Source organism: Saccharothrix hoggarensis, from assembly GCF_042678885.1.
In the GTDB taxonomy this organism is placed as follows: Bacteria; Actinomycetota; Actinomycetes; order Mycobacteriales; family Pseudonocardiaceae; genus Actinosynnema; species Actinosynnema hoggarensis.
Window position 1 is genome coordinate 16,277 of the sequence record NZ_JBHTLK010000057.1, and the last position, 19,183, is coordinate 35,459.

Genomic DNA, 19,183 nt, shown 5'->3' on the forward strand with positions numbered 1-19,183 from the left:
AACCCGCACCTCAGCCGGCGACGGGCCAGTCGAAGGTCACGGTCACGGGCGCGTGGTCCGACCACCGCTCGGCATACGTCGCCGCCCGCTCGACCACCGCCGACGTCGCCGTGCGCGCCAACCCCTCGGTCGCCACCTGCAGGTCGATCCGCCACCCGGAGTCGTTGTCGAACGCCTTGCCCCGGTACGACCACCAGGTGTACGGGCCCGCCACGTCCGGGTGGAGGGAGCGCACCACGTCGACGTACCGCGCCTCACCGAACACCCGGTCCAGCCACGCCCGCTCCTCGGGCAGGAAGCCGGACGACTTCTGGTTCGTCTTCCACGCCTTCAGGTCCTCGGCCCGGTGCGCGATGTTCCAGTCGCCGCACACCAGCACCTCGCGCCCGCCGGCGGCGGCCTTCTCGCGCAGCTCCACCAGGTACGGCAGGAACGCGGCCATGAACCGGTCCTTCTCGTCCTGCCTCGGCGTGCCGACGTCACCGCTGGGCAGGTACAGCGACGCCACCACGACGTCGGCGAGCTCGACCTCGACGTACCGCCCGGAGTGCTCGAACTCCGGCGCGCCGAACCCGACCCGCACGGCCTCCGGCCGCGCCCGCGTCAGCACCGCGACCCCGTTGCGCCCCTTGGCCTCCGACCACGCCTGCGCCACGTGCCACCCCTCGGGCGACCGCACGGCTTCCGGCAGCTGCCCCGGCTCGGCGCGCACCTCCTGCAGGCACACGACGTCGGCGGACGTCGCGGCCAGCCACTCCAGGTAGCCCTTCTTGGCGGCGGCGCGCAACCCGTTGACGTTGATCGTCGAGACAGTCAGCACGGCGGCAGCCTAGCCGCGTTCGGCGACCACCCAGCCGTACGGGTACGAGGCGCCGCAACCGGTGCACGACGCGGCCAGGCCGAGCATCAGCACCAACGGGCTGCTGCCCTCCGGCGACGGAACACCGGCCACCTCGTGCCCGTCGACCTCGGCGCGCAAGCCGGGCCACTCCGGCTCGCACGCGCACGTCACCACGTCACGGCGGAACGAACGCCACTGGAAGAACATCCGCCCATCAGATCACGAGCAGTCCGTCAGATCACGAGCAGTCGCTGTCCGAGGTCGGTGTCACGAACTCGTCCTTCACCCACCGCCCGTCGGACAGCAGCCGGAAGCCGTTCTCGACCCGCCGCTCGGCCGACGTCACCGCGTCACGCCGCATGGTCGCCACGATCGGCTGCGTGTCGGCGGGCCCGGACCGGACGTTGAGGATGTCGGCGATCACGGTGACCCTGCACTCGCGGTTGGCGACCTCCTCCAGGCCCAGCTGCCTGCCGTCGTTGGCCACGTACATCAGCCCGGCCGCGGCCAGCACGCCGGCCACGACCGCACCGCGCACGGGAATCCCGAACATCGCGCCTCCTGACACCTCGCCTGAAGTGCTGAAGTGCAGATATAGCGCGGCGGGCGGCCCGGCAGTACCGGCCCGCGCCGAATCCACCCCACCGGGAAACCGAACGGGTGAGGCGGCTACGGAAACGCATCAGGGGACCGCCCGGAAGCGGTCCCCTGATCAACCCGGAAGGGCTCGGCTCAGCCGGCCATCTTCTTCTGCAGGTTCTCGTCCAGCGTGCCGAGGAAGTCCTCGGTGGTCAGCCAGTCCTGGTCCTTGCCGACGAGCACGGCGAGGTCCTTGGTCATCCGGCCGCTCTCGACGGTCTCGACGATGACCTGCTCCAGCGTCTCCGCGAAGCCCATCACCTCCGGGGTGCCGTCGAGCTTGCCGCGGTGCTTCAGGCCGCCCGTCCACGCGAAGATCGACGCGATCGGGTTGGTGGACGTCGGCTTGCCCGCCTGGTGCTGGCGGTAGTGCCGGGTCACCGTGCCGTGCGCGGCCTCGGCCTCGACGGTCTTGCCGTCCGGCGTCATCAGCACCGACGTCATCAGGCCCAGCGAGCCGAAGCCCTGCGCGACCGTGTCGGACTGCACGTCGCCGTCGTAGTTCTTGCAGGCCCAGACGTAGCCGCCCTCCCACTTCATGGCGGCGGCGACCATGTCGTCGATCAGGCGGTGCTCGTAGGTGAGGCCCGCCGCGTCGAACTGCGCCTTGAACTCCTCCTCGAACACCTTCTGGAAGATGTCCTTGAACGCACCGTCGTACGCCTTGAGGATGGTGTTCTTGGTCGACATGTAGACCGGGTAGTTGCGCTGCAACCCGTACGAGAACGAGGCGCGCGCGAAGTCCTCGATGGACTTGTTGAAGTTGTACATGCCCATGGCCACGCCGCCGTCGGCGCCGTAGTTGGCCACCACGTGCTTGATCGGCTCGGAGCCGTCCTCGGGCGTGAACGTGATCGTCAGCTCGCCCGCGCCGGGGACCTTGAAGTTGGTCGCCTTGTACTGGTCGCCGTGGGCGTGACGGCCGATGATGATCGGCTTCGTCCAGCCCGGCACCAGCCGCGGGATGTTCGAGATGATGATCGGCTCGCGGAAGACGACGCCGCCGAGGATGTTGCGGATCGTGCCGTTCGGCGAGACCCACATCTTCTTCAGGCCGAACTCCTCGACCCGCGCCTCGTCCGGCGTGATCGTGGCGCACTTGACGCCGACGCCGTGCTTCTTGATGGCGTGGGCGGCGTCGATCGTGACCTGGTCGTCGGTGGCGTCCCGGTGCTCGATGCCCAGGTCGTAGTACTCGAGGTTGACGTCCAGGTACGGGTGGATCAGCTTGTCCTTGATGAACTGCCAGATGATCCGGGTCATCTCGTCGCCGTCGAGTTCGACGACGGTCCCCTGAACCTTGATCTTGCCCATACTCAGGGCGCTCCTCTCGCGACAATGCAAGCAAGACAAGCGTACTGCTATGTCGGGTTGCTTGCGTCCACCTCGACGCAAAAAGGGAACGGCGTCACACCGGCAGGACGCCGCGGACGAGGTGGCACGGGTGTTCTCGGGCCCCATACAACCAGCACCGCCGCCGCGCCGCCGCACGGGGACGACACTCGAACACGCGTTCGCGGATCGCGCGCGCCCGCCACGCCCGGCCCGCTAACCTCGCACCCAATCGAGTGATCTTCAGGGGGCAGCGTTGTCGACGGGTCCGACCCACGCCATGAGCGGCCTGCTGGCCTGGTCCGCGGTGACCGCGCTCGCGGAGAGCCACCCGATCGGCCAGCTCACCCCGCAGAGCTGGGCGGTGGGCGCGGTGCTCGCCACCGGCGCCGCCCTGCTGCCGGACCTCGACCACCCGTCGTCCACGATCTCGCGCACGTTCGGGCCGGTCAGCGCGGGCGCGTCGGCCCTGATCAACACGATCAGCTCGTTCGTCTACCGCACCACCCGGACCCGCAAGGACTCCAACCGGGACGGCGGCCACCGCGGCCTCACGCACACCCTGGCGTTCGCGCTGGCCGCCGCGGTCGGCACGACGGCCGTCGTCCAGCAGTCGCAGAAGTGGGCCCTGCCGGTGCTCATGTTCGTCTTCGCCGGCCTCGCCGTGCGCGGGATCATGAACGACTGGTGCCCGCAGAAGGACGCCCTGCTCATCACGGTCGTCTCGGCCGCCATCACGGGCGTCTGCATCGCCTGGACGGCGCAGACGCCCGCCAGCGCGGCGGCGTGCGGCGTGGCGGTCGGCGTCGGCTGCGTGGCCCACTACCTCGGCGACGCGATCACCGAGCAGGGCTGCCCGATCCTGTGGCCCATCCCGCTCATGGGCAAGACGTGGTTCCCCGTCGCCCCGCCGAAGATCATGCGGATGAAGACCGGCGGCACGGTGGAGATGGCGGTCGTCGGCCCGCTGATCACGATCCTGAGCGTCTGGCTGTCCGCCGCCGCGCTCCAGCAGGCGGGCGCGCTCCCGTTCCTCGAAAGTTTCGACCTCCTCCCCATCTAGTTTTCAGATAACGGCCATTCGGCGGCTACCACTCCATCACCCGATTGGACTAGCCTCCGACGGCATTCCCGTCCCGCGCCGATCGCGCCGAGGAGGACTTCGTGCCCCACCACACGCACGACAGCGTTGTCGAGGCGGTCGGATGACCACCTGGCTCGGCCTCAACGCCGGTCACGAGGACCCGGCGACCGCGGACACCGTCGCGGTCGCGCTCTACGAGTCGCTGCTCTTCCACGCCCAGCTGGTGTGCGTGCACGCGGTCGAGGGCAGGCACGCGATGTCGTTCCGGCTCGCCGACGACCCGTCCGACAACACCGTGTCGACGCTCATCGAGCGCGGCTACGGCGTCGCCGTGCACAACGGCGCCCTGCAACGGCTCGCCGGTCCGGAGGAGCTCAAGCGCGGCGCGCTGCGGGCCGTGCTGGCCCACCGCGACCGCAAGGAGGGCCGCGCGCTGCGGTTCCCCGGCCAGCGCACGTTGCGCGGCCGCTACGGCGTGTCGGACATCCTCGCGTTCAGCGCGATCGAGGAGGTCCTGCCGCACGGCGTCAAGAGCGTGGACGCGCGCGGCGACCTCCAGCCGACGTTCGTCAACGGCCGGTTGGTGCTCACCTGCGACTAGCCCGGGTGGGCGCCGACGGTGTCCTTGATCTCCGCGCCGAGGCGGTCCGCGCTGCGGGCGCAGTGCGCGCAGCAGAAGAACCGGCCCTCCACCTCGACGCCGTGGCCGAGGATGCGGCAGTCGCAGTGCTCGCAGCGCGGGGCCAGGCGTTGGATCGCGCACTCGAAGCTGTCGAACGTGTGCACGCCGCCGCCGACCGTGCGGACCTCGAAGGCCATCCAGTAGTCGTTGCCGCAGACGTCGCAAGTCGCCATGACCGCAGCGTGCTCCGGCCCGCGCACCCCGGCAACTCGGACCGTCACTCGGTCAGGGCGGCGAGCCGTCGTGGCGCGACCTGGCGGTAGGCGTCGCGGACGACCTCGGCGACGGCGGCCCAGTCGACGTCCACGTCGAGGTACACGCCGAGCCAGCCCCGGTGCCCGACGTACGGCGGCCGGAAGTACCGCTCCGGCTCGCTGCCCGCCAACGCCTCCTGCGCGCCCGCCGGCGCGGCGCACCAGAACGCCACCCGGTCGTCGTGGTGGCGGTCGGCGAACATGGCGAACATCTTCTTGTCGCGCACGAACCACGCGGGCTCACCGTGGCTGAGCCGTTCGGTGACCTCCGGCAACGCCAGGCACAGCGCGCGCAACCGCTCCAGCGATCCCATGACCGCCATCCTCACACCGAGCGGACCAGGCCGGACTCGAACCGGCGTCCTCCCTCCGCGGAGGAGGGCGCGTCAACCACTGCGCTACATGGTCCCGAGCCGGGCCGGATTCGAACCGGCGTCCTCCCCCCGTGAAGGAGGGCGCGACAACCACTGCGCTACCGGGCTCTTCCGCCCAACCCTAACCATGACCGAGGGTCCGGAGACAGGGCCGCTAAGGTCTGCCGCGTGCGCGGGGTCGACTACTACGAACTCCTCGGGGTCGGTCGCAACGCGTCCGAGGCGGAGATCAAATCCGCTTACCGCTCCCTGGCCAAGGTCATGCACCCGGACGCCGGCGGGTCCTCCGGGACCTTCCGCATGCTGCAAGAGGCATATGACACCCTCCGTGATCCGTCGCGCCGACGTGACTACGACCGGGGTTGGTCGTTCACCCGACCGGGCGCACGACCGTCGTCGCCGACGCGGCCGCCGAGGTCCGGTCGCACGGGCCGGTTGCGCAACTTCGGCGAGGATCCCGACTTCGTACCTCCGAAGCCGGTCGTGGACCTCGGCGGCATCCCGTGGTGGCACCTGGTCGACGTGGCCCAGCGCGTCCGGTACGTGCCGGCCGCCGGTCCCGGCCACGCGCCCGCGCTGGCCGCCGTGTGCGGGTGGTTCTTCCTGCTGCTGCCGGTGGTCTTCATCGACTTCACGCCGCTCGCGCTGGGCGTCTGGCTGCTCCTGGTCGCCGCCGCGGCCGCGGCCGCGTTCCGGTTGACGCGGCGGTACCTGGCGGCGGTCCGGGCCGACCGGGCGTTCACGTCCGACCACGACACCGGTGTCGTGCACGGGACCGTCGACGACCGCCCGTGCGAGCACCTCACCGCCGACCTGCTCAGCCAGTACCTGACCCGGCTGCCCGGCGTGCGGATCTTCCACGGGCTGGCGTGGCCGGGTTCGGTGTTCGCCGACGTCGACCACGCCGTGCTGTGCGGGCGGCGGCTCGTGCTGATCGAGTCGAAGTCGTGGCTCCCGGGGCACTACGAGGCCGAGGACGACGGCACGGTGTGGCGCAACGGCCACCCGTTCCGGGGCGGCGGCATGCGGATGCCGCGCAGCCTCGCGCTGTACCGGAAGATGCTGCCCTGGCTGGACATCCGGACCGCGCTGCTCATCTACCCGAGCCGCGCCGGCGAGGTGACCACCGAGGAACCGGCGGACGCCGTCGTGCCGCCGATGACGCCCGCCCAGTTCGTCGAGGAGATCGGCGACTGGCTGGCCGAGGACCCGGCGACGGTGGACCGGGAGGCGCTGCGCCTGCTCCTCGCCCACGTCGTGCCGATCGTCCGCCACGGGTCGCCCGTCGGCGAGGCCTCGGCCGGCCAGTAGGCCAGGTCACGGGTGGCGGCGCCGCGTGCGCGGGCGGGGCGAGGGTCACCCAGCAGTCGGGCCACCAGCGTCATCGCTGTTCGCACTGCGTCCTGCCTCTCGAAAGGTGGCGGCCTTTCGGAGCGGTGGCGACGGTGGTGCAACGGTGATGCTTAACCGGTTAAGCAGTCAACCGGATGGCCCATGTCGGCGCGGCCCCCGGCGGGCTACGTTGCTGCGGAGCCACCACGAGGGAGCGGGCCGATGAAGGTCGACGTCTTCAACGAGATCCAGGACCCGCGCCCGTGGCAGGACGGGCACCAGCACGCCCGCATCACGGAGGCGTTGGAGCAGGCGCGGCTCGCCGACGCGCTCGGCTACGGCTGCTGGTGGCAGGTCGAGCACCACGGCGCCGAGGAGTTCAGCCTGTCGTCCGCGCCGGAGTTGATGCTGGCCGCGATCTCGCAGCAGACGTCCCGCATCCGGCTCGGCCACTCGGCCGTGCTCGCGCCCGCGCGGTTCAACCACCCGATCCGGGTCGCCGAGCGCGCCGCGATGCTGGACCACCTCAGCGGCGGGCGGCTGGAGTTCGGGCTGACCCGGTCCACCGCGCCGGAGTGGCGGCTGTTCGGCGTCGACCCGGCGGAGGCGCGGCGGCAGACGCAGCAGGCGTTCGAGATGATCCCGAAGATGTGGACGTCGGAGCGCTTCTCGCACTCCAGCGAGGACTTCGAGATCCACGACGTGCCGATCGTGCCCAAGCCGCTGCGACGGCCGCACCCGCCGCTGTGGCAGGCGGCGGCGAGCCCGGCGTCGTTCGAGGAGGCCGGTCGGCGCGGCGTCGGCGTGCTCGGGACGACCATCTGGGAGTCGATCGAGCGCGTGCGGCGCATGGTCGGCCTGTACCGGGCCGCCGCCGACGCCTGCACGTCGCCGGTCGGCGCCACCGTCAACAACCAGGTCGCGTTCTTCACGTTCGTCCACTGCGCGGAGACCGACGAGCAGGCGGTCCGCAACGGCGCCGTCGCCGCGGCTGCCTGGTACACCGTCAAGGCGCTGACGTTCTTCGAGGCGGCGGACGCCTTCGTGGAGACCGTGCGGCACCAGCAGTCGCTCCTGGACGACCCGTCCGGCGGCGGCCTGACCGGCGACTTCCTCCGCGCGGAGGCCGCCACGTCCACCGGCCCGAACCGGGCGCAGGTCGTCATCGGCCGGGTGCTGCAGGGCGAGGACGTGGACCCGGAGGAGATCTTCGACGCGTTGAACGAGCAGGACTCGCTGATCGTGGGCAGCCCGGACACGTGCCGCGAGAAGCTGCGCGCCTACGCCGACCTGGGCATCGACCGGCTGATGGCGTTCCACCAGGTCGGCAACCTGAAGCACGAGGACGTCATGACGAGCCTGCGCCTGATCGGCGACCTGATCCCCGAGTTCGACCGCTGACGCCACCGCCATCCCGGGCGGATCGCCGGTCCCGGGTGGGAGGATGTGGCCATGCCGAAGAAGCTGCGCCTGACCGGGGACCCGGAGGCCGACAAGCTGCTCAGCGAGGACCCGTTCGCGCTGCTCACCGGACTCCTGCTGGACCAGCAGTTCCCGATGGAGCACGCCTTCGCCGGCCCGCGCAAGATCGCGGACCGGATGGACGGGTTCAGCATCACGAAGATCGCGGAGACCGATGTGGACGAGTTCGTGGAGCTGTGCGTGCAGCCGCCCGCGATCCACCGCTACGGCGCCTCCATGGCACGGCGGGTGCACGCGCTGGCCCTGCACGTGATCGACAACTACAAGGGCAAGGCGTCCAACATCTGGAAGGCGGGCAAGCCGGACGGCAAGGAGGTCTTCCGGCGCGTCAAGGCGCTGCCCGGCTTCGGCGACCAGAAGGCCCGCATCTTCGTCGCCCTGCTGGGCAAGCAGCTCGGCGTCACCCCGGACGGGTGGCGGGAGGCGGCCGGGGCGTACGGCGAGGAGGGCTCGCGGCGGTCCATCGCCGACGTCACGAGCGCCGAGACGCTGGCCGAGGTGCGCGCGTTCAAGAAGGCAGCCAAAGCGGCCGTCGCCAACGGCTAGAGTCCCGGCGTGCAGTTGCCCGGACTCTCCGACCTCACCCCGCTGGGACAGGGCGGCTTCGCCACCGTCTACCGCGCCCGGCAGGTCCAGCTGAACCGCGACGTCGCCGTCAAGATCGACAACCGGGTGCTGCAGACCGAACGCGACCGGCGGCGCTTCCTGCGCGAGGCGCACGCCGCCGCCCGGCTGTCCGGGCACCCGCACGTCGTCTCGGTGCACGACGCCGCCTTCACCCCGCAGGGCACGCCCTACCTGGTGATGGAGCTGTGCGCGGGCGGGTCGCTCGCGGACGTGGTCCGGCGGGACGGGCCGCTGCCCGCGGAACGGGTGCGGCAGCTCGGCGTGCAACTGGCGGACGCGCTCGCCGCCGCCCACGCGGAGGGCGTGCTGCACCGCGACATCAAGCCGGGCAACATCCTGCTCGACCGGTACGGCACGGCCAAGCTCGCCGACTTCGGGCTCGCGGCGCTGCTGGACTCCGAGGGCTCCAGCACCGTCACCCGTGACGCGCTGAGCCCGAGCTACGCGCCGCCCGAGGCGTTCGCGATGGCGGCCCCCACGCCCACCGCCGACGTCTACGCCCTGGCCGCGACCCTGTACGACCTGCTCGCCGGCAAGCCGCCGCGCCCGGTGCCGTGGCCGATCGACTCGTTCGACCACCTGGGCGAGGTGCTGCGCTCCCCCGTGCCGCCCGTGCCCGGTGTGCCGCGCGAGCTGCACGACGTGCTGGTGCGGGCCCTCGACCCCGACGTGGGACGTCGCACGGCCAGCGCGGCGCGGTTGCGGGACGACCTGAGTCGCCTCGTGATGGCGCCCGACGGCCCGACCCTGCCGACACAGGCACCGGCACAGGCACCGGCACAGGCGCTGCGGCCCGTCGGACCTCCGGTGCACGGCTCCGGCTACGTCCGGCCGCCCACCAGGAAGCCGTGGTCGCTGGTGATCGGGGCCGCCGCGCTGGCGACCGTCGTCGCGATCGGCACGTGGTGGTGGGCGACCAGGAACGACGCCACCGCCGGGCCGTCCTCCGACGCCGCCGCGGGGCCGTCCTCCGGCGCCACCGCCGGCACGGTCCTGCCGCCGCCTTCCCTGGAGGAGTGCGCGACGGGCTACTGCGTCGCCGAGCCGACGTGCTACCGCGGCATCGTCTCGATCGGCGGTCAGGCGGCGTCGGCGCGGCGGGTCGGGAACTGCTCGGAGGACCACTACTGGGAGGCGTTCTCGGGCGGCTGGCTCTCCGGCCCCATCCCGGACGTGGACAACGACGAGCTGCTCAAGGCTCCGGAGGTCGTCGGCGTGTGCACGGCCGACGCCATGAAGGCCAACACCCGGCCGACCGTGGACACGTCGGGCTGGAAGTTCACCGCGGTCGGCTTCACGGACGGCGAGGAGACCTACTTCCACTGCCTGGCGGGGCCGGTCGGCGTCGGTGAGACGACCACCAGCGCGTTCGGCGGGTCCTGAGGGTCGCGCGGCTCGAGCGACAGCGGTGACGAGACGGCGTAGGCGATGGCGAACGCGGTGAGGAGCTGTCCGGCCGTGGCGTGGGAGACGTGCAGCTCCTCATGTGACGGACACCGTACTACGACAATCATCAAAGTAAGACCGTTCTCGTAGTGTGGACCGCATGACCACCACGCTCGCCCACCCGGCGCGGGACGAGATCCGGATAACGTCCGTCCTGCACGCGCTGGCCGACCCGGTCCGGCTCCGGATCGTCCGCGCCCTCGCCGACTGCGAGCAGGGCCTGTCCTGCGGCGTGCTCGACCTCGGCGTGACGGCGTCGACCCTCACCCACCACGTGCGGACGTTGCGCGAGGCCGGCGTGGTCCACGTCCGCCCGCAGGGGACGTCGCGGATCAGCACGCTGCGCCGGGACGACCTCGACGCGCTGTACCCCGGCCTCCTCGACGGCGTCCTGGCGGCGCGACGATGAGCGACCCGAACGACTGGGAGTGGGTCCGGGTGCTGGCGCAGGGCCGCGTGTACGACGACGAGCGCCCCGGCGCCAACCGGCTGGCGTGGGCGGCGGTGGCGCTGGCGGCCTCGCACGGCGGCGAGCGCAGCGGCGTGCGGCGGGAACGGGCGGTCGCCAACCGGTTCGCGTTGCGGGCCAGGCTGGTCCGGTCCCTCGGGCCGTGGGCGGCGGACCCGGACGCGCTGGCGGCCGACGTGCTCGCCGAGACCGACCTCCCGGCACGGCACCAGAAGGTGGTCGCCCGCGCCCTGGAACCGGTCATCCCGCACGTCCGGGACGACGGGCTGCGGTCGCGGGCCGCGGACTGGCTGGCCGCACGGGCCTGACACTCCCCAAGCCGCACGAGGCCTGACGCCCCCAGGGCCGCACGAGGCCTGACTCCCCAGGGCCGCACGGCGTCTGACGCCGCCAGGGCCGCGCGGGCCTGAAACTCCCGCAGCCGCGCGGGCCTGACGCGCCCCCAGGCCGCGCGCCGGGCGTAAAACCGGTTGCCGGCGTTCCTAGGGTGGGTAGACGTGCGCGCCTACGCCCATCTAGCGCTGGCCGGTTTCCGAAGGTACTCCACCTATCGACAGGCGATGGTCGCCGGAATGGCGACGAACGTCGTGTTCGGCCTGCTCAGGTTGGCCGTCCTGACCGCCGCGGTCTCGTCCGGGCCCATCGCGGGCTACGACGTCGCCGCCACCGCGACGTACGTGTGGCTCGGCCAGGGCCTGATGGCCGTCGTCGTCCTGTGGGGCGACAACCACCTCGCCGAGCGCGTCCGCACCGGGGACGTCGTGATCGACCTCTACCGCCCCTGGCACCTCCAGATGGCGTTGTTGGCCGAGGACGTCGGCCGCGCCGGGTACGCCGTGGTCGTGCGGCTCGCGCCGCCCATCGCGTTCGGCGCCCTGTTCTTCCCGTTCCGGTGGCCCGCGCCGGGCGTCCTGCCGGTGTTCGCGGTCAGCGTGGCGCTCGGCGTCACGGTCAGCTTCGGCATGCGGTTCCTGCTCAACGCCACCGCGTTCTGGCTGCTCGACAGCCGCGGCACGCAGGCCCTCTACACCGCGTTCACGTGGCTGTTCTGCGGTCTGGCCGTGCCGATCGCGTTCTTCCCGGACTGGGCGAGGGCCGTCGTCTGGTCCACCCCGTTCCCGTCCATGCTGCAAGCGCCGGTGGAAGTCTTCCTCGAACGCGGCTCGCCGTGGCCGCTGCTGGCGGGCCAGGCGTTCTGGGCCGTCGCGGTGCTCGCCGCCGGCCACCTGGTGCTGAACCGCGCCGTCCGCAAGGTTGTGGTGCAGGGTGGCTGAGGGCGTCCCCACCAAGACCGCCGTGTACGCCAAGCTCGTCGGCGCACGGCTGCGCGGCCAGATGTCGTACCGGACGTCGTTCGCGCTCCAGTGCGTCGCGCAGGCGTTCGGCCAGCTGACCGAATTGGCGATCATCCTGGTGCTGTTCAACCGGATCAGCGCGCTCGGCGGGTTCTCGGTGCACGAGGTCGTCCTCATGTACGCGATCGCGGGCACCGCCTTCGGCATCGCGGACCTGGTCGCGGGCCAACTGGACGAGCTGCCGACGCAGATCCGCACCGGCCGGTTCGACGTCATCCTGCTCCGACCGCTGGGCACGCTCGCGCAGATGATGACCGCGGACCTGCACCTGCGGAAGATCGGCCGGATCGTCGCGGGCCTGGTGGTGCTGGTGTACGCGTTGGGGCACAACGACGTCGCGTGGTCGCCGTGGACCGCGCTGCTCGTCGTGGTGGCGCCGATCAGCGGCGCGGTGATCTTCTCCTCGGTGTGGGTCGCGGCCAACGCCGTCTGCTTCTGGCTCGTCGACGGCCAGGAGATGGCCAACGCGGTCACCTACGGCAGCAACGCGTTCACCTCCTACCCCGCCACCGTCTACGGCCCGTGGTTGCGACGATTCTTCGCGTTCGTCGTGCCCGGCGCGTTCGTCGCCTACTACCCCAGCCTCGCCCTGCTCGACCGCCCCGACCCGTTGGGCGGCCCCGCGCTCCTGGGCTGGATCTCGCCGCTCGTCGCCGTCGCCGCGGCCACCGCCGCCGGACTCGTCTGGCGGGCCGCCGTCCGCCACTACCGAGGGACTGGGTCATGATCGAGGTGCGCGACCTGCGCCGGGAGTTCACGGTCACCACGAAGATCGGCCGGTTCAAGCGCCGCAAGCACACCGTTCGCGCGGTGGACGCGGTCAGCTTCGACGTCGCGGCGGGCGAGGCCGTCGGCTACGTCGGGCCCAACGGCGCGGGCAAGTCCACCACCATCAAGATGCTCACCGGCATCCTGGTGCCGACGTCCGGGCACGTCCGAGTGTCCGGTGTGGACCCTTCGAGGTCCCGGCGCGACCTGGCCCGGCGGATCGGCGTCGTGTTCGGCCAGCGCAGCCAGCTCTGGTGGGACCTGCCGCTGCGGGACAGCTTCGACCTCCTCCGCGCCATCTACCGGGTGCCGCGCGCCGACCACGAGACCAGGCTGCGGGAGTGCGTGGACCTGCTGGAGCTGGGGCCGTTCCTGGGCACCCCGGTCCGCCAGCTCTCGTTGGGCCAGCGGATGCGCGGCGAGGTCACCGCGGCCCTGCTGCACGGTCCGGAACTGCTCGTCCTGGACGAGCCCACGATCGGCCTCGACCTGGAATCGAAGGAACGGCTGCGCGAATTCCTGGCCGACCTGAACACCCAGCGGGGCACCACCCTGCTGCTCACCACGCACGACCTCGACGACATCGAGCGGCTGTGCCCGCGCCTGGTCGTGATCGACCGCGGCACGGTGCTCGCCGACGGGCCGCTGGACGGGCTGCGGGCCGAGGTCGCCCCGGACCGCGTCCTGGTCGTGGACCTGGAGAAACCCGCCACCGGGTTGGCGGACCTGCCCGGCGTCACGTCCGCCCGCGCCGAGCTGAACGGTTTGCGACACCACCTCGCGTTCCGCCGGTCCGACACCACGGCGGCGGCGCTGATCGCGGCCGTCGCGGCCCGCGCGGAGGTGCACGACCTCGTAGTGGTGGAACCGGAAATCGACGATGTGGTGCGTCGGCTGTACGCGCGTCGGTAGAGTCGGACGAAACGGTCAACACAAAAACGGGAGCCCCTTATGCGCGCAGGTCGTCCGGTCGCCACCTTCCTCCTGGCTCTGGGGCTCGTCGGGGCGGTGTCCGGGTGCGAGGCCGTGCAGCAGGCTTCGGACACGGCCAACCAGGTCAACCAGGCCGCCGACAAGGCGACGCTCTGCATCGAGGCGCTCAAGCTCGCGGGCTTCACCCCGGACACGGCGGACCCGCAGAAGGCGATGGAGGAGACCCAGAAGAAGGCCCAGGAGCTGAACGACCTCGCCGCCAAGGCCGGGGACACGACGCTCAAGGACGCCATCACGGGTGTCTCCGACACCATGAGCAACGTGACGGTCCAGGACCTCGACCCGTCGAACTTCGCCGCGTGGTCGCAGGAGAAGCTGGACCAGGTCGCGAAGTTGTCGAACGCCTGCGCCTGAGCGGAATTGTCAGGCTGTCGGTACCTTCGGGACAGTTCTACGCTGTGACGCACCGGAGGTGTTGCAGATGCACGCGACAGTAGGCGACCGGTTGCACATCCACAGCCGCGCGGTGGGCCTCGACGAGACGATCGGCGAGATCCTGGAAGTGCGCGGCTCGGAAGGTGCGCCCCCGTACCTCGTCCGCTTCTCCGACGGCCACGAAGGGCTGGTCTACCCCGGCCCCGACAGCCTGGTCGAGCCGCGGACCTCGGAATCACCCAGGATCAAGGACTCGACCTCGGCGCGGTAGACCAGCGCCGGGTCGATCCCCATAGGTCCGAACTGGCCGGTGACCTCCAGGCTCAGCACGCCGTGCAGCCTGGTGAACCCCCGCAGGCCGGTGAGCAGGACGGCGGGGGGCACGGACCCCTCGCCGCGTGAGTCGGCCCACGCCGCGAGCTGGGCGTCCAGTGCGGCGCGCTCGGTCGTGGGCCCTCCACGGGCTTCGTCCCGCGTTCCCGCCGCCGCTCCGGCTGCCGCCGGCAGCACGCTCAGGAACGCGCTCATCGTGCGGTGCGCGGCCGCGATCGTGTCCACGGGCGCCTGGTAGCCCGGCACCGGCGTGCCGAACAGCAGCAGGTAGCGGTGCGGCGCGTCGACCGCCCACGCCCGGAACGCCGCCGCGAACGCACGGACCCGCTCGGGTGGTTCCGCGCCCTCGGCCGCCGCGACGGCGGCCTCCACCGCGTCCGCGAGGTCGTGCCACGCGTCGCGCACGAGCTCGGTCAGCAGGTCGTCGCGCCCCTTGAAGTACCGGTAGAGCGCGGGCCCGGTCACGCCCATGCGCTTGGCGATGGCGTTGACCGAGACACCCCCGATCCCCTGCTGCGCCAACTGCTCCAGCGCGATGCGCTTGGCCTCGTCCTTCGTCTCCTCGCGGAACCGCTCACGACGCGCGTTGACCACTGCCCGGAACCTCCTTGACAGAAGCACTCTAACTTGTGTTAGAACTTCTAACAACAGTGAGAGCTTCGTACCGAGGGGGCGTCATGACGGTGGTCGTGCTGGGAGCGGGGCGGGGCATCGGCCGGGAGATCGCCCGGCAACTCGTGGCGGACGGCAGAGAGGTCCGCGCGGTAACACGTTCGGGTGGAATTCCTGAAGGCGCGCAAGACTTCCGGGCCGATCTGCTGGACCGTGCCGCGACGCTCGACGCCGTCCGGGGCGCCTCGGTGGTCCACCTGGCCGCCAACGTGCCGTACCCGAGTTGGGCCGCCATGCTGCCGACGATGGTGGAGAACACCGTCGCGGCGGCCGAGGCCGTGGGCGCGAAGATCGTGTACGCGGACAACCTCTACGCGTACGGGCCGGTGACGGGCCCGCTGACCGAGGCCACGCCGGAACGCCCGATCGGGGTGAAGGAGAAGCTGCGCAGCGAGCTGGGCAAGCGCTTGCGGCAGGCGTCCGTGCCGGTCGCGATCGGCCGGTCCTCGGACTACTACGGCCCCGGCGGCGCCGGCTCGCTGCCCGGCGAGCTGGTCGTCAAGCCGATGGCGCTGGGCAAGGCCGCGATGTGGTTCGGCCCGCTGGACGTGCCGCACACGTTCGCCCACCTCGCCGACACCGCCCGCGCGCAGATCGTGCTCGGTGACGACGAGCGCGCCGACGGCGGGGTGTGGCACACGCCGGCCGCCGAGACGGTGACCGTGCGCGAGTTCATCGCCCTCGCCGGGCGCGTGCTCGGCAACGGGCGCAAGCCGCGGGCGTTGCCGTCCGGGGTCATCACCCTCGGCGCGCTGTTCGACAAGCGGCTGCGCGGCATCGGCGAACTGGCGCACCAGCGGACCGCGCCGTGGGTCGTGGACCACTCGGCGTTCGAGGCGACGTTCGGCCGGTTCCCCGTCACGCCGCACGAGCAGGCGGTCGCGGAAACCGCGCGGTGGTACCGATCCGCGTGATCGAACGGCGCGCCGGCGCGGCGGCGTGAGCGAAACGGCAACCTGGGAACGCTCCCCGTTCCGCCGGTTCCGATCAACCGAGGATCGTGGTGATCAGCTCGTCGGCCAGCGCGGGCGTCGCGGCGGCGATGCCCGACCACCGGCGCGACAGGTCCAGGTCGAACGTCAGCGGCCGGCCGCGCAGGTCGAGCAGCGCGCCGCCGGCGGCGGGCACCGTCACCAGGGCGGCGATCAGGTCCATCAGCCGGTGGGTGTCCGAACCGGGGTCGGCGAACGCGTCCACCGAGCCCTCCGCGACCAACATCGCCTCCAGGCACGTCGTGCACAGCACGCGGATGCGGTCGGCCTGGTTCGCCACCCGCATCCACGCCTCCTCGGTGCCGCGCTTGGGGCGCATCAGGCACACCGACGCGCCCTTGAGCGACGTGCGGCCGGTCGTGCGGTACGGCGTGGGCCGGTCCGCGTGCGCCGACCACGCCCGGCCGGTGTCGAACCAGACGGTGAGCGCCTCCACCGGCTCGTCGTCGATCACCAGCGCGCCCGCGAAGCACGACAGCGGCACGCCGAGCGCGGCGTTCGCGGACCCGTCCACCGGGTCGATCACGAGGGTCGCGGCGGAACCGTTGTCCAGGAAGCCCGCCTCCTCGGACAGCAGGTTCGCGCCCGCCGCCGCGGCGGCCTCGGCGATCGCGGCCTCCACGATCGCGTCCACGCGCATGGTCGGCGTGCCGTCGGCGCCGTCGGCGACCTCCTCCCGCAGCTGCACGCGGGTGAAGTCGCGGCGCGCCTCGCCGTAGGCGCGGGACGCGGCGAGCGCGGTGGCGGCGAGCGCGGGGTGGACGTCGGCGGGCAGTTCGGGCGTGGGCACGGGCCACTGGTTCATGACCACCAACATGCCACGAGGGGGCCACCCTCGGCGGCCCCCTCATGGGTACGGCTCGGTGCGCGGACGATCAGATCAGGCCGAGGGCCTTCACCGCGTCGCGCTCCTCGACCAGCTCGGCCACGGAGGCGTCGATGCGGGCGCGGGAGAAGTCGTCGATCTCCAGGCCCTGCACGATCGAGTACTCGCCGCCCGACACGGTGACCGGGAACGACGAGATCAGGCCCTCCGGCACGCCGTACGAGCCGTCCGACGGGACCGCCATCGAGACCCAGTCGCCCTCGGCGGTGCCGTTGACCCAGTCGTGGACGTGGTCGATCGCCGCGTTCGCCGCCGACGCCGCCGAGGACGCGCCACGCGCCTCGATGATCGCCGCGCCGCGCTTGGCGACGGTCGGGATGAACTCGTTCTCCAGCCAGGCCTGGTCGTTCACGGCCTCGGCCGCGATCTGACCGTTGACCTCGGCGTGGAACAGGTCCGGGTACTGGGTGGCCGAGTGGTTGCCCCAGATCGTCAGCTTCTTGATGTCGGTGACCGACACGCCGAGCTTCTTCGCCAGCTGCGACAGCGCCCGGTTGTGGTCGAGGCGGGTCATCGCGGTGAACCGCGCGGCCGGCACGTCCGGCGCGTGCTGCTGGGCGATCAGGGCGTTCGTGTTGGCCGGGTTGCCGACCACCAGCACGCGCACGTCGTCCGCCGCGCCCGCGTTGATCGCCTCGCCCTGCGGCTTGAAGATGCCGCCGTTGGCCTCCAGCAGGTCTCCGCGCTCCATGCCCTTCGTGCGCGGGCGGGCGCCCACCAGCAGCGCCACGTTGACGCCGTCGAAGGCGGTCTTGGCGTCGTCGGTGATGTCGATGCCGGTCAGCAGCGGGAACGCGCAGTCGTCCAGCTCCATCGCGGTGCCCTCGGCGGCCTTGACGGCCTGCGGGATCTCCAGCAGGCGCAGGCGCACCGGTACGTCCGGGCCCAGCAGGTGGCCGGAGGCGATGCGGAACAGGAGTGCGTAGCCGATCTGGCCGGCCGCACCGGTGACGGTGACATTCACGGGCGTGCGGGTCATGTGCCTTCCCGAATGTTGTGGCTTCAGTCCTCGGGCACGACCACTAGGCAGGCTGACGACCTGTCAGCGGCGGTCTCTACTCCGGGACCGCGCACCGGGCGGTTTGCCCGGCAGGTCGGAGGTTACCAACTGGCGAACGATGACAAGGTGTGACAGTGGACATCATCGAGGAGATCATCGACGAGGACTACACCGACGCGGTCATGTACGGGCAGCGGTGGCAGGGGCGGTCGTTCGTCCGGTGCGACTTCACCGAGGCCGACCTGCGCGGCGTGTCGACGTCCGGCTGCACGTTCACGGACTGCACGTTCGACCGGACCGACCTGGGCGAGTCGACGCACACCGCCACCGCGTTCCGCTCCTGCCGGTTCACCCGCGCGGTGCTCGCGTCGACCACGTTCACGTCGTGCTCGTGGCTCGGGTCGGTGTTCGTGGACTGCGCGATGCGGCCGATCACGGTGAAGGAGACCGATCTCACGCTGGCCGGGCTGTCCGGGGCCGTGCTGCCGAAGGCGTCGCTGCGCGGGATGCGGCTGCGCGAGGCCAACCTCGAAGGCGCCGACCTGCGGGAGGCGGACCTGCGCGACGCCGACCTGACCGGGGCCCGGTTGCTGGGCTGCCGGTTGGAAGGGGCCGACCTGCGCGGGACGCGGCTGGACGCCGACGGGCTCGTCCAGGCCACCCTGCGCGGTGCGCGGGTGGACCTGGACACGGCCGTCGCCTTCGCCGCCGCGCACGGTCTGCGGGTCTCGTAGACCCGCCTGCCGGGTCGGCGGGTTCCGGGTCGGCGGGTTCCGGGTCGGCGGGTTCCGGGTCGGCGCGGTCTGGGCGCCAGCTCAGTGGGTCGGGGCCTCCTGGTTGGCGACCTCGACCAGCACGCCGTCGGCCAGCATGTCCTCGATCGTCTTCGGCATCAGGTAGGCGGTGCCGCCACCCGGCTGCTCGAACCACGGCACCGCGATGCCGGTCAACGCCTCGACCGGCCGGCGCAGCCGGTACACCCGGTACGGGCGGTTGATCCACGACGGCACCAGCGAGCGCTCCGGGAACGGGGTGCCCGCCGCGTACACGAGGTTGCCCGATCCGTCGCCGAAGCGGTCCACCTCCAGGCCGATCGGCAGCTCCACCATCTTCTTGTGCCGGAACAGGGTGAGCGGCGGTTCGCCGTTCATCGGGTTGATCGGCCAGCTGCGCTGCGGCTTGGCCTCCGGGGTGGCCGCGGCGGGCTGCGCCGGCGGCGTGGGCGGTGCGGCGACCGCCGGGGCGGG

At 71.7% G+C, this 19,183-nt stretch carries 25 protein-coding genes and 1 tRNA gene; 15 read left to right on the top strand and 11 right to left on the bottom strand.

All coding sequences use genetic code 11. The annotated features are described in order from the left end of the window. Positions 1-10: 10 nt before the first annotated feature. The 4 genes from ACFQ3T_RS13740 to ACFQ3T_RS13755 form a co-directional block, all read right to left on the bottom strand. Complete coding sequence (locus tag ACFQ3T_RS13740; RefSeq protein ID WP_380723622.1) at positions 11-820, bottom strand: exodeoxyribonuclease III; 810 nt, start codon at positions 818-820, stop codon at positions 11-13. A gap of 9 nt (positions 821-829) precedes the next feature. Further along, on the bottom strand, positions 830-1,048 hold the full coding sequence (locus ACFQ3T_RS13745) for a hypothetical protein (protein WP_380723623.1): 219 nt from the start codon (positions 1,046-1,048) through the stop codon (positions 830-832). A 31-nt stretch (positions 1,049-1,079) separates the two neighbouring features. After that, positions 1,080-1,394 (bottom strand): SH3 domain-containing protein, encoded by a 315-nt coding sequence (locus ACFQ3T_RS13750; protein ID WP_380723624.1) that lies wholly within the window; start codon positions 1,392-1,394, stop codon positions 1,080-1,082. A gap of 179 nt (positions 1,395-1,573) precedes the next feature. Beyond that, positions 1,574-2,794: an NADP-dependent isocitrate dehydrogenase gene (locus ACFQ3T_RS13755; protein WP_380723625.1), complete on the bottom strand. Its 1,221-nt coding sequence runs from the start codon at positions 2,792-2,794 to the stop codon at positions 1,574-1,576. A gap of 274 nt (positions 2,795-3,068) precedes the next feature. On the opposite strand from ACFQ3T_RS13755, the gene ACFQ3T_RS13760 reads away from it, so the two are divergent. Next, a complete protein-coding gene (locus ACFQ3T_RS13760; RefSeq protein WP_380723626.1) occupies positions 3,069-3,875 on the top strand; it encodes a metal-dependent hydrolase in 807 nt (268 codons plus the stop codon). Between the two features lie 142 nt (positions 3,876-4,017). Next, a complete protein-coding gene (locus ACFQ3T_RS13765; protein ID WP_380723627.1) occupies positions 4,018-4,497 on the top strand; it encodes a hypothetical protein in 480 nt (159 codons plus the stop codon). Here ACFQ3T_RS13765 and ACFQ3T_RS13770 read toward each other — a convergent pair. The 3 genes from ACFQ3T_RS13770 to ACFQ3T_RS13780 form a co-directional block, all read right to left on the bottom strand. Beyond that, positions 4,494-4,751: a Prokaryotic metallothionein gene (locus ACFQ3T_RS13770; protein WP_380723628.1), complete on the bottom strand. Its 258-nt coding sequence runs from the start codon at positions 4,749-4,751 to the stop codon at positions 4,494-4,496. The genes ACFQ3T_RS13765 and ACFQ3T_RS13770 overlap by 4 nt on opposite strands. A 44-nt stretch (positions 4,752-4,795) precedes the next feature. Continuing rightward, a complete protein-coding gene (locus ACFQ3T_RS13775; RefSeq protein WP_380723629.1) occupies positions 4,796-5,146 on the bottom strand; it encodes an MmcQ/YjbR family DNA-binding protein in 351 nt (116 codons plus the stop codon). A gap of 21 nt (positions 5,147-5,167) precedes the next feature. After that, positions 5,168-5,241: transfer RNA gene (locus ACFQ3T_RS13780), tRNA-Arg, on the bottom strand. A 133-nt stretch (positions 5,242-5,374) separates the two neighbouring features. Here ACFQ3T_RS13780 and ACFQ3T_RS13785 point away from each other — a divergent pair. From ACFQ3T_RS13785 to ACFQ3T_RS13835, 11 genes are all read left to right on the top strand, one after another. Further along, positions 5,375-6,517, top strand: a complete 1,143-nt coding sequence (locus ACFQ3T_RS13785) for a J domain-containing protein (RefSeq protein ID WP_380723630.1) — start codon at positions 5,375-5,377, stop codon at positions 6,515-6,517. Positions 6,518-6,760: 243 nt separating this feature from the next. Continuing rightward, on the top strand, positions 6,761-7,939 hold the full coding sequence (locus ACFQ3T_RS13790) for an LLM class flavin-dependent oxidoreductase (protein WP_380723631.1): 1,179 nt from the start codon (positions 6,761-6,763) through the stop codon (positions 7,937-7,939). 51 nt (positions 7,940-7,990) lie between these two features. After that, entirely contained in the window at positions 7,991-8,566 is a 576-nt protein-coding gene (locus ACFQ3T_RS13795) for an HhH-GPD-type base excision DNA repair protein (protein ID WP_380723632.1), read from the top strand. A gap of 9 nt (positions 8,567-8,575) precedes the next feature. Then, entirely contained in the window at positions 8,576-10,030 is a 1,455-nt protein-coding gene (locus ACFQ3T_RS13800; RefSeq protein WP_380723633.1) for a serine/threonine-protein kinase, read from the top strand. Between the two features lie 163 nt (positions 10,031-10,193). Next, positions 10,194-10,502 (top strand): ArsR/SmtB family transcription factor, encoded by a 309-nt coding sequence (locus tag ACFQ3T_RS13805; protein WP_380723634.1) that lies wholly within the window; start codon positions 10,194-10,196, stop codon positions 10,500-10,502. After that, positions 10,499-10,870, top strand: coding sequence for a hypothetical protein (locus ACFQ3T_RS13810; protein ID WP_380723635.1), 372 nt, complete (start codon positions 10,499-10,501; stop codon positions 10,868-10,870). Before ACFQ3T_RS13805 ends, ACFQ3T_RS13810 begins: the two co-directional genes overlap by 4 nt. A gap of 264 nt (positions 10,871-11,134) precedes the next feature. Further along, positions 11,135-11,836 (top strand): ABC transporter permease, encoded by a 702-nt coding sequence (locus ACFQ3T_RS13815; protein ID WP_380723636.1) that lies wholly within the window; start codon positions 11,135-11,137, stop codon positions 11,834-11,836. Beyond that, entirely contained in the window at positions 11,829-12,644 is an 816-nt protein-coding gene (locus ACFQ3T_RS13820; RefSeq protein ID WP_380723637.1) for an ABC transporter permease, read from the top strand. The genes ACFQ3T_RS13815 and ACFQ3T_RS13820 overlap by 8 nt, the downstream gene beginning before the upstream one ends. Beyond that, entirely contained in the window at positions 12,641-13,597 is a 957-nt protein-coding gene (locus tag ACFQ3T_RS13825) for an ABC transporter ATP-binding protein (RefSeq protein ID WP_380723638.1), read from the top strand. Before ACFQ3T_RS13820 ends, ACFQ3T_RS13825 begins: the two co-directional genes overlap by 4 nt. 39 nt (positions 13,598-13,636) lie before the next feature. Further along, positions 13,637-14,032, top strand: a complete 396-nt coding sequence (locus ACFQ3T_RS13830) for a bacteriophage spanin2 family protein (RefSeq protein ID WP_380723639.1) — start codon at positions 13,637-13,639, stop codon at positions 14,030-14,032. A gap of 67 nt (positions 14,033-14,099) precedes the next feature. Further along, positions 14,100-14,324, top strand: a complete 225-nt coding sequence (locus ACFQ3T_RS13835) for a DUF1918 domain-containing protein (RefSeq protein WP_380723640.1) — start codon at positions 14,100-14,102, stop codon at positions 14,322-14,324. On the opposite strand, the gene ACFQ3T_RS13840 is transcribed toward ACFQ3T_RS13835, so the two are convergent. Continuing rightward, a complete protein-coding gene (locus ACFQ3T_RS13840) occupies positions 14,246-14,980 on the bottom strand; it encodes a TetR/AcrR family transcriptional regulator (RefSeq protein WP_380723641.1) in 735 nt (244 codons plus the stop codon). The genes ACFQ3T_RS13835 and ACFQ3T_RS13840 overlap by 79 nt on opposite strands. 83 nt (positions 14,981-15,063) lie before the next feature. On the opposite strand from ACFQ3T_RS13840, the gene ACFQ3T_RS13845 reads away from it, so the two are divergent. Further along, a complete protein-coding gene (locus ACFQ3T_RS13845) occupies positions 15,064-15,972 on the top strand; it encodes an NAD-dependent epimerase/dehydratase family protein (protein ID WP_380723642.1) in 909 nt (302 codons plus the stop codon). A 73-nt stretch (positions 15,973-16,045) separates the two neighbouring features. Here ACFQ3T_RS13845 and ACFQ3T_RS13850 read toward each other — a convergent pair whose 3' ends face one another. Next, positions 16,046-16,855 carry an inositol monophosphatase family protein gene (locus ACFQ3T_RS13850; protein ID WP_380723643.1) on the bottom strand — a complete coding sequence of 270 codons (810 nt, stop codon included), beginning with the start codon at positions 16,853-16,855 and terminating at the stop codon, positions 16,046-16,048. Positions 16,856-16,925: 70 nt separating this feature from the next. Then, positions 16,926-17,915, bottom strand: coding sequence for a malate dehydrogenase (locus ACFQ3T_RS13855; protein WP_380723644.1), 990 nt, complete (start codon positions 17,913-17,915; stop codon positions 16,926-16,928). Between the two features lie 203 nt (positions 17,916-18,118). On the opposite strand from ACFQ3T_RS13855, the gene ACFQ3T_RS13860 reads away from it, so the two are divergent. After that, the gene (locus ACFQ3T_RS13860) at positions 18,119-18,670 is read left to right on the top strand and encodes a pentapeptide repeat-containing protein (protein ID WP_380723647.1); all 552 of its coding nucleotides are present in this window, start codon (positions 18,119-18,121) and stop codon (positions 18,668-18,670) included. A gap of 81 nt (positions 18,671-18,751) precedes the next feature. Here the strand turns inward: ACFQ3T_RS13860 and ACFQ3T_RS13865 are convergent. Further along, a partial coding sequence (locus tag ACFQ3T_RS13865; RefSeq protein WP_380723645.1) for a TNT domain-containing protein occupies positions 18,752-19,183 on the bottom strand: 432 nt, incomplete at its 5' end.

Excerpts from the sequence above, each read along its gene's own strand:
- ACFQ3T_RS13850 (WP_380723643.1), bottom strand. The coding sequence starts at position 16,855 with ATGAACCAGTGGCCCGTGCCCACGCCCGAACTGCCCGCCGACGTCCAC.
- ACFQ3T_RS13775 (WP_380723629.1), bottom strand. The coding sequence starts at position 5,146 with ATGGGATCGCTGGAGCGGTTGCGCGCGCTGTGCCTGGCGTTGCCGGAG.
- ACFQ3T_RS13855 (WP_380723644.1), bottom strand. The coding sequence starts at position 17,915 with ATGACCCGCACGCCCGTGAATGTCACCGTCACCGGTGCGGCCGGCCAG.
- ACFQ3T_RS13845 (WP_380723642.1), top strand. The coding sequence starts at position 15,064 with ATGACGGTGGTCGTGCTGGGAGCGGGGCGGGGCATCGGCCGGGAGATC.
- ACFQ3T_RS13830 (WP_380723639.1), top strand. The coding sequence starts at position 13,637 with ATGCGCGCAGGTCGTCCGGTCGCCACCTTCCTCCTGGCTCTGGGGCTC.
- ACFQ3T_RS13825 (WP_380723638.1), top strand. The coding sequence starts at position 12,641 with ATGATCGAGGTGCGCGACCTGCGCCGGGAGTTCACGGTCACCACGAAG.
- ACFQ3T_RS13860 (WP_380723647.1), top strand. The coding sequence starts at position 18,119 with ATGTACGGGCAGCGGTGGCAGGGGCGGTCGTTCGTCCGGTGCGACTTC.
- ACFQ3T_RS13835 (WP_380723640.1), top strand. The coding sequence starts at position 14,100 with ATGCACGCGACAGTAGGCGACCGGTTGCACATCCACAGCCGCGCGGTG.
- ACFQ3T_RS13755 (WP_380723625.1), bottom strand. The coding sequence starts at position 2,794 with ATGGGCAAGATCAAGGTTCAGGGGACCGTCGTCGAACTCGACGGCGAC.
- ACFQ3T_RS13765 (WP_380723627.1), top strand. The coding sequence starts at position 4,018 with ATGACCACCTGGCTCGGCCTCAACGCCGGTCACGAGGACCCGGCGACC.
- ACFQ3T_RS13770 (WP_380723628.1), bottom strand. The coding sequence starts at position 4,751 with ATGGCGACTTGCGACGTCTGCGGCAACGACTACTGGATGGCCTTCGAG.
- ACFQ3T_RS13805 (WP_380723634.1), top strand. The coding sequence starts at position 10,194 with ATGACCACCACGCTCGCCCACCCGGCGCGGGACGAGATCCGGATAACG.
- ACFQ3T_RS13745 (WP_380723623.1), bottom strand. The coding sequence starts at position 1,048 with ATGTTCTTCCAGTGGCGTTCGTTCCGCCGTGACGTGGTGACGTGCGCG.
- ACFQ3T_RS13795 (WP_380723632.1), top strand. The coding sequence starts at position 7,991 with ATGCCGAAGAAGCTGCGCCTGACCGGGGACCCGGAGGCCGACAAGCTG.
- ACFQ3T_RS13750 (WP_380723624.1), bottom strand. The coding sequence starts at position 1,394 with ATGTTCGGGATTCCCGTGCGCGGTGCGGTCGTGGCCGGCGTGCTGGCC.
- ACFQ3T_RS13815 (WP_380723636.1), top strand. The coding sequence starts at position 11,135 with ATGGCGACGAACGTCGTGTTCGGCCTGCTCAGGTTGGCCGTCCTGACC.
- ACFQ3T_RS13790 (WP_380723631.1), top strand. The coding sequence starts at position 6,761 with ATGAAGGTCGACGTCTTCAACGAGATCCAGGACCCGCGCCCGTGGCAG.
- ACFQ3T_RS13810 (WP_380723635.1), top strand. The coding sequence starts at position 10,499 with ATGAGCGACCCGAACGACTGGGAGTGGGTCCGGGTGCTGGCGCAGGGC.